Genomic DNA, 11,385 nt, shown 5'->3' with positions numbered 1-11,385 from the left:
CCTGGATCCGCGTGATCTGGCGCTGCTGGCTCGACGGTGTCCCCTACGACCCCGCCAAACACGGCGCCGCAGCGGCGCTCAACGAGTTCGTTGCTGCCTGAGGTTGACACAGGGAGTGTCATGCCCGGCCCCCTTCGTCGACGCACTTCAGCACGCGTTCGGCGAGCATCGGCAGGGTGGTGGGCCTGGCGCCCACGGCGTCCTCGACCGCGCTGGCGATCGTGGCCGCGCACGGCCCGATCGGCGGCTCCCCGATGCCCCGCGCGTTGAACGGCCCCACGCCCTCACCGGACTCCAGGACCTTCACCTCGATCTCCGGGCAGTCGGCGGCCGTCGGGATGGCGTACTGGTAGAAGGCGCCGGTGAGGTTGACGGCCTCGTCGTACACGATCCGCTCGGACAGGGCGTATCCCAGGCCCTGGACGACCGCGCCCTCGATCTGGCCGCGCACGCTGAGCGGGTTGATCGCCCGGCCCACGTCGTGGGCGGCGACGTAGCGCAGTGGCCGCACCTCACCGGTCCGGGTGTCGACCTCGATGTACGCCGCGTGGGCTCCGAAGGTGAAGTCCGGGACGATCCGCTCGGAGTCGATCAGCTGGGTCACCGGCTTCGCGGTGGGTGCGAAGTACGTCTTCATGGCGTTGATCGCCACGCCGTTCGCCAGGCACATCGCCACGACCTCGGCCAGCGGCACCACCCCTTCAGGCGTGAGCACGCCGCCCTCGGCGAGCGTCAGGTCGTGCTCGGCACAGCCGGTCGCCTTCGCCACGCCCGCCACCAGCTGGGCGCGGAGCTCGCGGGCCGCCGACAGCACGGCGTTGCCGGACATGTAGAGCTGCCGGGTCGCCGTGGTCCGTCCCGCCAGCGGGGTGCGCGCGCTGTCGCCGAAGTGGACCGTGACGTTCTCGATCGGCACGCCCAGCACCTCGGCGGCGATCTGCGCCAGCGACGACACCTGGCCGCCGCCCACGTCGGGCACGCCGCAGCGCACCACGACGCCGCCGTCGCGCTCGCAGCCCACCCATGCGGAGGCGGAGTCGTTCATCCACGCCACCCGCCCGTACGGCTGCACGTTGCACGCCAGTCCCAGACCCACCCGGTGCTCGGGGGAGGACGGCTCGGGCCGGGGGCCGATCGCCTCCATCACCGCGTCGATGCACTGCGGCAGCCACACGGCGGTCTCGATGGGCTGTCCGGCGGGGATCCGGTCGCCCGTCTTGAAGGCGTTGCGTTTGCGGACCTCCACGCGGTCCCGGCCGGCCGCGTCGGCGACCTTGTCGATCTGCGCCTCGTAGCCCAGCACCGGCTGCATCCCGCCGAACCCGCGGAACGCCGAACCCGGCGTGTTGTTCGTGTAGGCCGCGCGCGAGCGCACCCGTACGTTGTCGCAGCGGTACGGCCCGGCCGCGTTCAGGGTGATGTACAGCAGCACGAAACCGCTGAGCAGCGGGTAGGCGCCCGCGTCCGAGACGATGTCGATGTCGTGGGCCAGCAGCTGCCCGTCCTCGGTCGCCGCGGTCCGGTAGCTCATCCGCACCGGGTGCCGCTTGGCCCGCGCGGTCAGCGACTCCTGCCGGCTCCAGGTCATCTTCACCGGCCGGCCGGTCCGCTGCACCGCCAGCGCGATGTACGGCTCGACGGTCATGTCCTCCTTGCCGCCGAAGCCGCCGCCGAGGTAGGGCGCCTGGACGCGCACCTTGGAGTCCGGCAGCCCCACGACGTGCGCGATGCGCCGGTAGTGCTCGATCTCCTGCGTGGAGACCTTGATGTTGATGACGCCTTCGTCGTCCAGCCACCCGATGCCGGTCTCCGGCTCCAGGTAGGCATGGTCGACGACCTGCGCCTCGTAGCGGCCCTCCACCACGATCGGCGCCTCGGCGAACACCTTGTCGACGTCGCCGCGGTCGATGTTCCACTCGCTGAGCAGGTTGCCGCCCTCGTGCACCCGCGCCGAGCCGGACTCCAGCGCGGACTCCGGGTCCGAGACCACGGGGAGCGCGTCGTACTCGATCTCCACCAGCGCCTCGGCGGCGGCCAGCGCCCGCGTGTTCTCGGCCACCACCAGCGCGACCGGTTCGCCGTGGTAGCGCACCCGCTCGGTGGCCAGCACCCAGGACGGCGGCAGCGGCCGCCCCTTGATCCCGGCGGTGTTGGTCGGGATCTCGTTGTTGGGCACGTCCTCGCCGAAGAGCACGGTGACGACCCCGGGCACCTCCAGCGCGGCGGTCGCGTCCTTGGCCACGATCCGCGCCGAGGGCAGCGGCGAACGGACCAGCCGGGCGTAGAGCTGCCCGGCGACGTCGAAGTCACCGGCGTAGCGGGTCTTGCCGAGCAGCTTCTCGCGCGAGTCCTGCCGCTTCACCTCGGTGTTGACCACGCGGGTCGTCTCCCGGGCGCGGCTCGGGACCGTCTCCGTCATCGGGTCGCCCCCTCCTCCGCGGCCTTGACCACGGCGTCCACGATCGCCTGGTAGCCGGTGCACCGGCAGAGGTTGCCGTGCAGGTGCTCGCGCACCTTGGCGGGCGTGACCTCGTCGCCGGAGCGGAGCAGCTCGACGGCCGACATCAGCATCCCCTGCGTGCAGAAGCCGCACTGGGAAGCGCCGGTCTCCCAGAACTTCGCCTGCAGCGGGCTCAGCTCCTCGCCTTCGGCCAGGGACGCGCTGGTCTCCACCCGCGCGCCGTCGACCTGGACCGCCAGGGTGGTGCAGCCGGTCGCCGACCGGCCGTCGACGAGCACCGTACAGGTCCCGCAGGTGCCCTCGTTGCAGCCCTCCTTGACCTCGTAGGCGTGGGCCTGCTCGCGCAGCCAGCGCACCAGCGTGGTGTCGGCGGGCGCGTGACCGGTGACCTCCTTGCCGTTGAGTGTCATCCGGGTCTCGACGTGGCTCATGCCTGTTCCCTCCTCGCGTCGGCGCAGGCGTCCCTGACCGCCCGCACCGCCATCGCCTCGATCAGCCGGGCCCGGTCCGCACCCTTGGTGTACGGGTCGTCGGCGACGTCGAGAGCCGCGGCCAGGCCCGACATCACCCGCTCCGCCTCCGCGACGGTGACACCGGTGAGCCGTCGCTCGACCGCTTCCAGCCGGAGCGGCCGGTCGGCGGCGCCGGTCACGGCGACGGCCGCGCTCCTGATCCGGTCGCCGTCCAGCGCGACGCCTGCGGCGGCGGAGGCCAGGGCGAAGTCGCCGGCGCGGCGTGAGTACTCGTGGAAGCCCCACCCGTGGCGCGGGCGCAGCGGTATCCGGACCGCCGTCACCAGCTCCCCCGAGCGGAGGTCGGTCTGGTAGTAGCCCAGCGAGAACTCCCGCGCCGGGCGCCACTCCTGGCGGCCCAGGCTCTCGACCCGGTAGTCGGCCTCCAGTACGTGGCAGCTCACCGGCAGCTCGGCCGCCGCGTCCCCGTGGGAGACCGAGCCGCCGATGGTGCCGCGGTTGCGGATCCGCCGGCTGCCGATGTGGGCGGCGGCCGTCGCGAGCAGCGGCGCGTGCTCGGCGATCAGCGGGTCGGTGGTCAGTTCGGCGTGGGTGACCGCCGCGCCGACGACGAGGTGGCCGCCGTCGACGCCGATCGTGCGCAGCGCGGGGATGCCTGACACGTCGACCAGGAACGCGGGCGCGGCCAGGCCGAGGTTCATCATCGGCACCAGGCTCTGGCCTCCCGAGATCGGGCGGGTGTCCTCGCCGCCCTCGGCGAGCAGGGTGAGCGCCTCGGGGACGCTGCGGGCCCGCTCGTAGGCCATCGTGGTGAGTACGTCCGACATCAGCGGGTCTCCCTCCTCCCGACGCTCCGGCCGAGGAGGAAGGCGAGGACCAGCGCCACCAGGCCCGCGGCCGCGCCGGCGAGCTGCTTCTTGGGCACCAGCGAGCCGTCGAGCAGGTTGATCGGCTCGGCCTCCACAGCCGGGGCGACCGGGCTGCCGACGGCCGGGGCGGGCTCGTCGATCCTGGAGGCGAGGCTGTCGGCGAACTGGCGCATCAGCTTCGAGCTCACGTCCTTGATCGGCCCCTGCCCGAGTTGGGCGACTCGGCCGGTGAGGCCCAGGTCGGTCGCCAGGGTCACCTGCGTACCGCCGGAGACCTCGGTCAGGCCGGCCTTGATCTTGGCCTTCACCGTGCCGCCGCCGCGGCCGTCGCGGCCGCCGACCTCGATGGTGGCCACCTTGTTCACCTCGTCCTTGACGAGGAACCTGGCCTCACCCGTGTAGGTCATGTTCATCGGGCCGATACGCAGCGCCACCCGGCCGGTGAGCGCCTCGCCCTCGACGGACTCCACGGTGGCGCCGGGCACGCAGGGGGCGACCCGGCCCAGGTCGGTGAGGAACTCCCACGCCCGCTCCGGGGTCGCGGGCACGACGAACTGGTTGTCGATGCGCACGGTGACTCCTCCCTTACTCGCTGCCGGGTTCGCGGGCCACGGCGATCGCCTGGACCTCCAGGCGCCACGCGGGGTTGAGGAACCCGGAGACCTCCACGACGGTGCTGGTGGGCCGGTGGTCGCCGAAGAACCGGGCGCGGACCGCCGAGACCTCGGGGCCGTCGGCGACGTCGCGCAGGTAGGTCGTGATCGACACCACGTCGGACATCGCCAGGCCCTCGTCGGCCAGGCAGCCCTCCAGGTTGGCGAAGACCTGCTCGGCCTGGGCGACCAGGTCGTCGGCGGGCAGGTGGTCGCCGTTGCGGTCGACCGGCACCTGCCCGGAGACGAAGCACAGGCCGGCCGCTGTCATGGTCTGGACGTAGGCGCCGAGCGGCGCCGGGCCCTTTCGCTGGTTCATCCGTGCCTCTGGATCGGGTTGTCGGCGTGCTGGGACCACTCGGACCACGAGCCGTCGTAGAGGGCGAGGTCGCTGAAGCCGGCGTCGCGCAGGGCGATGAACACGGCGGCCGCGGAGACGCCGCCGCCGCAGTAGAGGACCGCGGGGCGGTCCTTGTCCACGCCGGCGTCGGCGGCCAGCCGGGCGACTTCCTCGCCGCGCCTGAAGCGGCCGTCCTCCCCGATCAGGCTCGGGGAGGGGAGCCGGTTGGCGCCGGGGATCCGCCCCTCGGAGGCCGCGAAGGTCTCCTCCATCCGGCAGTCGACCAGCGTCACGTCGTCGCGGCCGAGCAGCGCGCGGACCTCGTCCATCTCCCGGCGCATCCCCCGCGGGGCGCCGGGGCGGTAGTCGCGCGGCTCCGGGCGGCTGTCGGCCTGGTCCGTGGAGACCTCGAGGCCGGCCGCCTGCCAGGCGGGGAAGCCGCCGTCGAGGATCGCGACCCGCTGGTGGCCGTGGTGCAGCAGCGCCCAGGCCAGCCGGGAGGCGGTGAACAGGGAGTTGTCGTCGTAGGCGACCACGAGGGTGTCGTTGCCGACGCCCAGGCGTGACATGGCCTTGGCGAACTCCTCGGGCTCAGGAAGCATCCCCTCGACGCCGTCGACGGTGGTGCCCCAGTCCTCGATCCAGTCGGCGTGCACCGCGCCGGGGACGTGACCGGCGGCCCACATGTCCCGGCCGCCGGGTCCGTCCGCGAGCGAGGCGCGGGTGTCGACGACCCGGACGTCCGGCCGGCCGAGCATCTCGGCCAGGGCCGCGGGCTCAAGGTAGATCTGGTTCATCCTCATGCTCCTAGGTAGATCGCTTGCACCCTCGACGAGCGGGCGAGTTCGGCGGCGGCGCCTTCCTCGACGATCCGCCCGGTTTCGAGGACGTAGGCGTGGTCTGCCAGTTCGAGCGCCAGGTTGGCGTTCTGCTCGGAGAGCAGGATCGTGTAGCCCTGCGCGCGCAGCGCGACCAGCGCCTCGTAGATGCGGTTGACCAGCACCGGGCTGAGCCCCATCGACGGCTCGTCGAGGACGAGCATCTCGGGCCGGGCCATCATCGCCCGCCCCATCGCGAGCATCTGCTGCTGGCCGCCGGAGAGCAGACCGGCCTTGCTGTCAGTGCGCTCCCTCAGCTCGGGGAAGAGGTCGAAGACCTCGCCGAGCTTCTCGGCGTCCCGCCAGCCGCCGGGACGCCGCACCGCGCCCATCCGGAGGTTCTCGAGCACCGTCAGGTCGGCGAAGACCCGGCGGCCCTCCGGCACGAGCGCGATGCCGTGCCGTGCGATGGCGTGGGTGGGCAGCCCGGCCAGGGACTCGCCCCGGAAGGTGACCTTCCTCGACCCGCTGGGCTGGAGCCCGAGTATGCCGCGGATGGTGGTCGTCTTGCCGGCGCCGTTGTTCCCGACCAGGCAGGTGACCTGGCCCGGCAGCGCGCGGAAGCTGACGCCGTGGACGACCTCGACGCGGCCGTAGCGGACCGTGAGGCCCTCCACGACGAGACCCTGGGTCTGGTCGTGCTCCCCGGCCCGCTCGTGGACGCCCGCCCGGGTGTTGGTGTCCATGCTGCTCATAGCGTGAGTTCCTCGCTCTTCGCGTGGCCGGGGCCCAGGTACGCCTCGATCACCCTCGGGTCCTTCTGGACCTCGGCCGGCGAACCCTCGGTCAGCACCCGTCCCTGGTCGAGGACGACGACGTGCTCGGAGATGCTCATCACCAGCTTCATGTTGTGCTCGATGAGCAGCACCCCGATGCCCTCCTGGGCCATCCCGGCGATGGTCTCGGCCAGCGGCATGGCACTGGCCGGGGGCAGCCCGGCGGCGGGCTCGTCGAGGACGACCACCTCCGGCTCCATCGCCAGCACGCGGACCATCTCGACGAGCTTCGCCTCGCCGAAGGGCAGGGACTCCACCAGGGAGTCGGCCCGGTGCTCCAGCCCGAACTTGCGCAGCAGAGCCCGTGCCGACTCCTCGGCCTCCCGCTCGTTGCGCCGGGTCCGGGGGCCACGGATCAGGTCGCCCAGGTGGCTGCCCTTCTGCCGGGAGTACGCTCCCATCGCGACGTTGTGCAGCACCGTCATGCCGGTGAAGACCTCCAGGTTCTGGAAGGTCCGCCCCAGGCGGTGGCCCGCGCGGGCGACCGCCTTGCCGGCCGGCAGTTCGGCGCCGTTGACGAAGACCTGGCCGGCGTCCTGCGTGACGAAGCCGGAGATGACGTTGGCCAGCGTGCTCTTGCCGGCGCCGTTCGGCCCGATCACCGCGGTGATCGATCCCGCCGGCGCCCGCAGCGTCACGTCCTTCAGCACCTGCAGGCCGCCGTATGCCTTGGACACGCCGGTGACCCGCAGGCCCTGGCGCTCGCTCGTACTCATGCCCGCACCACCTCCTGGTCCGGCTTGGCCTGTTCGGCCGCCTCGCGCTTGGCCCGCTCGCGGCGGTCCTCGCGGCGGGCGGCCAGCTCGCCCGCGAGGCCACGGGGGAAGAGCTGGATGGCGATCAGGAAGATCACGCCCATGATCAGCGGCTCGTAGTCGGCGTAGTCGGCGGCGAACACCTCGATGCCCGTGAGCAGCAGCGCTCCGAGGATCGGGCCGATCATCCGTCCCGCCCCCGAGAGCACGAGGGCGACGACCAGGAGGACGGCCATCATGAAGTCGAAGGTGGAGGGGCTGATGAAGCGGGAGTCGAAGGCCTCCAGCGCCCCTGCGACACCGGCGTAGAAGCCGCTCATGCCGAACGCGAGCAGGCGCAGCTTGAACGGGCTGGCGCCGGCGGCCAGGGCCGCGGGCTCCGAGGCGCCGTAGGCCCGCAACGCCCGGCCGGTACGCGACACCAGCAGGTTGTGGGCCACGATCGCGCCGATGATGGCGAGCAGCGCGACGAAGCCGTACTTCACGATCGGCTCGGTGAACTCGAAGCCGAACAGCGAGAACGGCGGGATGCCGACCAGGCCGTTGGGCCCGCCGGTGAGCTCGACCATCCGCCCGAAGAGGAGGAAGAGCACGAACCCGGCGCCCAGGGTCGCCATCTTGAAGTAGATCTCCTTCAGGCGCATCGACATCATGCCCACCAGCAGCGCCGCCAGGGTCACCACCACCGGCGCGATGACCAGCGCGAGGACGGGCGGCACGTCGAAGCGCACCGCCGCGATGCCGGCGGCGTAGGCGCCGAGGCCGAAGAATCCGGCCTGGGCCAGGGAGATCATCCCGGCCATGCCGTTGATGAAGTTCAGGCCGGTCAGCAGGATCACGTAGATCGCCATCCGGGTCCAGATGTGCAGCGCGTAGTCGGTCGCCATCAGCATCGGGAGCAGGAGCAGGAGGCCGATCGTGATCCACAGCTCCCAGGAGTTCGTCCTGCCCAGGGAACGTGGCAAGGCGCTGAGACGACTGCTCATGTGCGCACCGCCCGGGCCGTGCCGAACATGCCGGTCGGCTTGAAGGTCAGGATCGCGAGCAGCACCACGAAGGCGACCACGTCCGCGTACGCCGACGTCCCGTATCCCGCCACGACCGCCTCGGCGACGCCGAGCAGCAGGCCGCCCGCCAGCGCGCCCTGCGGGTTGCCGAGACCGCCGAGCATCGCCGCGGCGAAGCCCTTGAGACCCAGCAGGGTGCCGGAGTCGAACGACATCACGGTCAGCGGGGCCAGGCCCGCGCCGGCCACGGCGCCGAGGGCCGCCGCGATGACGAACGCCCAGCGGGCGGTGGTGCGGTAGGAGACGCCGAACGTCTGCAGCGTCTCGGAGTCTCCCGCGGCGGCGCGCAGGGTGGTGCCGAGCTTGGTCCGCCGGAAGAACAGCGTCAGCGCGATCACGACCAGCACGGCGAGGACGAGGTTGAGAATCGTCTGCCGGCTGGTCGAGGCGCCCAGGATCTGCAGCGACTCCGAGCCGAGCACCGAGGGCAGCGCATAGGTGTCGCGGACCGAGATCAGCATCGCGGCGCCCTTGACGATCACCGCGATGGCGATCGTGGCGATCGTGATGGCGGCCGGCGTCCGGAGGCGGCCGAAGCCGAGCAGCCCCATCTCCGTCAGCAGCCCGAGCACGGTGGTCACCGCGATCGCGACCAGGATCGCGACGAAGATCGGGACGTCCCACGCCTCGTAGAGCATGGCGGCGCTGAGTCCGCCGACCATGACGTACTCACCCTGGACGAAGTTGATGGCTCCGGTGGCGTTGAAGATGACGCCGAAGCCCAGGGCGACGATCGCGTAGATCGCGCCCACGCTGAGCCCCGAGAGCAGGACCTGGATGAAAAGATCCATGGCTCACTCCGCCGGGACGAATCGCGAACCGTCCCACTGGACGACGGCGACGTCGTCGGCGGTCAGCCCGCTGTGGTCGTCCGGGGTGAACTTGAAGACGCCGGTCACGCCCACGTGGGACCCGAGGCCCTCGATCGCCTTGGCGACCTTCTCGCCGTCGGGGTCGCCGCCGGTCGCGCGCAGCGCCTCGACCGCCACCATCATCGCGTCGTAGGCCTGGCCCGCGTAGACGTTCGGCTGCTCCCCGGCGTACTTCTCGGCGTAGCTGGTGGCGAAGTCCTCCATCGCCGCCTTCTGCTGGTCGCTGTCCTCGGTCTTGTCCCAGATCGGCAGCTTCGGCGAGACCAGGATCGTGCCCTCGGCCGCCGCGCCGGCCTGCTGCATGTAGCGGTCGTCGACGAAGCCGAAGCCGTGCATCACCATGACGTCACGGTCGGCGAGCACGCTGCGCACGTTCTTGAGGAACGTCACGCCCGAGGGCTGGATGGTCCAGGCCAGGTAGGCCTGCGGGTCGTTGCCGGCGAGCCGCTTGACCTGGGGGGTGAGGTCGTTGGCGGCCGGGTCGAAGGCCGCGGTGAACACCTTGATGCCGGCCTCGGGGGCGAGCCGCTCGAGCTCCTCCTGGGCCGACTGCCCGAAGCTGGAGGTGTCCGGCATGAACGCGACCCTGGTCACGTCCTTCGCCTTCCAGTACTCGATCAGCTTCTCGATCATCACCGTGTCGTTGAACGTGGTCTTGAAGGTCAGCCGGTGCTCCGCCGCCGGCTCGACGATCTGACGGGCTCCCTCGGTGGCGATGAAGGTGATGCCCTTGCCGCTGGTGATGGGGTCCATCGCTAGCGCGATGCCCGACGAGCCGCCGCCGCCGACGACGAGTTCCACGCCGTCGCTGTCGAGCATGCGGTTGGTCTGCTGCACGGCGGTGGAGGTGTCGCCGGCGGGGTCGTAGAAGACCCACTTGATCTTCTTGCCGTCGATGCCGCCCTGGCTGTTGACCTTCTCCACGGCCAGCTCGGCACCCTTGCGCATCTTGTCGCCCAGCTTCGCGCCAGCCCCCGAGACGGAGAACAGGGTCCCGATCGTGATAGTGTCGTCACCGCCGCCGGCCCCGGAGCTGCCCAGACCGCAGGCAGACGAGGCGAGGAGGGCCGAACCGGCCAGCAACGCGAGGATCTTCTTCCTCATCGGATCTCCTTGATCCGGGAGCCGTTCCACGGCTCCCGATGGGTGGCTAAAGGCGGATCACTCGGGAAGGGTCCCGATTCGACCCATGTCGAACGCCTCGCTCATGTGGAGCGGCAGCACGTTGTCGCCGCCGATCTCCTTGATGCGGACCATCTGGTCGTAGGCCTCGAACAGGTCGGTGTGTCCGCCGGGGGGGATCACCTTGAAGTGCTCCGACTCCTCTTCCGAGGGGTAGAAGTTCTCCTTGAGCACGCACATCCCGGCGATGACGTAGGTGCCTTCGGAGGTCTTGACGATCGCCGACTGGCCGCCTTGGGTGTGGCCAGGGGTGAGGATGAGGTCGAAGCCCTCGGCGATCTGGTGGTCGCCGTCGAGCTTGGTCAGGCCCATGTCCTCGATGCGCTGGTAGTGCTCGGCCGGGGCGAACGACGTCGCGAACATCTCGTGAGAAGGGGTGTTGTCCCACTCGGCGCGCTGGACGAAGATCTCGCTGTCGCCGAACGGCTCCATGGTCATGCAGTGGTCCCAGTCCAGGTGCGTCAGGACCGTGACGTCGATGTCGGAGGCCTTCATCCCGCGCTCGCGCAGGTGGGACTCGATCGGCTTGACGTCGACGACGTCGGCGAAGACCTGGCCGACGTGCACGAGCTCCCTGTCGACCGGGCGGATGTGCTGGTTGTAGTCGTCCGCGCTGCAGCCGACGTCGATGAGGGCGGCGAAACCGGGCTTGCGGATCAGCCAGGCGACGTAGGGGACGTCGATCGCGACACCCGCGTTGTGCATGTAGGTGAAGCGACTCTTCTCTCGGTGCGGACCGTAAGCCACGACCAGCGGCTCAATGGTGAACAACTCGATCCTCCTCAGGGGGCCGTGCAGACATCTGCTCGGGTGAGACGACCGTCGTCCTGGAACTGAACACTCAACCAGCCCGTAGCGGAACTGAACGATCAAACAGCAGCGATAAGTACAGGAAGGCCGGCCTCCGCGCTTGTGACGCTGGACACTAGCCGAGAAATTCCGATTGCGATAGTACTAACTGTATGTGCAAATAGTTTTCGCCCGAAACAAGCCCGGCGACACTCGTGAGCCTTAGGCTGGGCGGCACAAGGTCCCCCGTAACCGCCGAGGGCGCGACGG

General features: G+C 70.7%; 12 protein-coding genes. All 12 read right to left on the bottom strand.

Features of this window, described 5'->3' with window-relative positions; translation table 11 throughout:
- Positions 1–118 precede the first annotated feature (118 nt).
- From KME79_RS41005 to KME79_RS40950, 12 genes are read right to left on the bottom strand one after another with little or no spacing between them, the layout of a single operon-like run.
- Positions 119–2,419 carry a xanthine dehydrogenase family protein molybdopterin-binding subunit gene (locus KME79_RS41005; protein WP_148036172.1) on the bottom strand — a complete coding sequence of 767 codons (2,301 nt, stop codon included), beginning with the start codon at positions 2,417–2,419 and terminating at the stop codon, positions 119–121.
- A complete protein-coding gene (locus KME79_RS41000; RefSeq protein ID WP_148036171.1) occupies positions 2,416–2,892 on the bottom strand; it encodes a (2Fe-2S)-binding protein in 477 nt (158 codons plus the stop codon). Before KME79_RS41000 ends, KME79_RS41005 begins: the two co-directional genes overlap by 4 nt.
- Complete coding sequence (locus KME79_RS40995) at positions 2,889–3,761, bottom strand: FAD binding domain-containing protein (RefSeq protein WP_219551408.1); 873 nt, start codon at positions 3,759–3,761, stop codon at positions 2,889–2,891. Before KME79_RS40995 ends, KME79_RS41000 begins: the two co-directional genes overlap by 4 nt.
- Complete coding sequence (locus KME79_RS40990) at positions 3,761–4,375, bottom strand: SRPBCC family protein (protein WP_219551406.1); 615 nt, start codon at positions 4,373–4,375, stop codon at positions 3,761–3,763. The genes KME79_RS40995 and KME79_RS40990 overlap by 1 nt, the downstream gene beginning before the upstream one ends.
- Positions 4,376–4,388: 13 nt before the next feature.
- Positions 4,389–4,775 (bottom strand): RidA family protein, encoded by a 387-nt coding sequence (locus KME79_RS40985; RefSeq protein WP_219551404.1) that lies wholly within the window; start codon positions 4,773–4,775, stop codon positions 4,389–4,391.
- Positions 4,772–5,593, bottom strand: coding sequence for a sulfurtransferase (locus KME79_RS40980; RefSeq protein ID WP_219551402.1), 822 nt, complete (start codon positions 5,591–5,593; stop codon positions 4,772–4,774). Before KME79_RS40980 ends, KME79_RS40985 begins: the two co-directional genes overlap by 4 nt.
- A gap of 2 nt (positions 5,594–5,595) precedes the next feature.
- The gene (locus KME79_RS40975) at positions 5,596–6,369 is read right to left on the bottom strand and encodes an ABC transporter ATP-binding protein (RefSeq protein ID WP_219551400.1); all 774 of its coding nucleotides are present in this window, start codon (positions 6,367–6,369) and stop codon (positions 5,596–5,598) included.
- Entirely contained in the window at positions 6,366–7,166 is an 801-nt protein-coding gene (locus KME79_RS40970) for an ABC transporter ATP-binding protein (RefSeq protein WP_148036166.1), read from the bottom strand. Before KME79_RS40970 ends, KME79_RS40975 begins: the two co-directional genes overlap by 4 nt.
- Positions 7,163–8,191 carry a branched-chain amino acid ABC transporter permease gene (locus tag KME79_RS40965; RefSeq protein ID WP_219551398.1) on the bottom strand — a complete coding sequence of 343 codons (1,029 nt, stop codon included), beginning with the start codon at positions 8,189–8,191 and terminating at the stop codon, positions 7,163–7,165. The genes KME79_RS40970 and KME79_RS40965 overlap by 4 nt, the downstream gene beginning before the upstream one ends.
- On the bottom strand, positions 8,188–9,063 hold the full coding sequence (locus KME79_RS40960; RefSeq protein WP_219551396.1) for a branched-chain amino acid ABC transporter permease: 876 nt from the start codon (positions 9,061–9,063) through the stop codon (positions 8,188–8,190). The genes KME79_RS40965 and KME79_RS40960 overlap by 4 nt, the downstream gene beginning before the upstream one ends.
- 3 nt (positions 9,064–9,066) lie before the next feature.
- Complete coding sequence (locus KME79_RS40955) at positions 9,067–10,248, bottom strand: ABC transporter substrate-binding protein (protein ID WP_219551394.1); 1,182 nt, start codon at positions 10,246–10,248, stop codon at positions 9,067–9,069.
- A 57-nt stretch (positions 10,249–10,305) separates the two neighbouring features.
- Positions 10,306–11,097 (bottom strand): MBL fold metallo-hydrolase, encoded by a 792-nt coding sequence (locus KME79_RS40950; RefSeq protein ID WP_219551392.1) that lies wholly within the window; start codon positions 11,095–11,097, stop codon positions 10,306–10,308.
- Between the last annotated feature and the right edge of the window lie 288 nt (positions 11,098–11,385).

The organism is Nonomuraea harbinensis (assembly GCF_019396385.1).
In the GTDB taxonomy this organism is placed as follows: domain Bacteria; phylum Actinomycetota; class Actinomycetes; order Streptosporangiales; family Streptosporangiaceae; genus Nonomuraea; species Nonomuraea ferruginea.
This window is presented reverse-complemented; position numbering and strand designations above follow the sequence as displayed.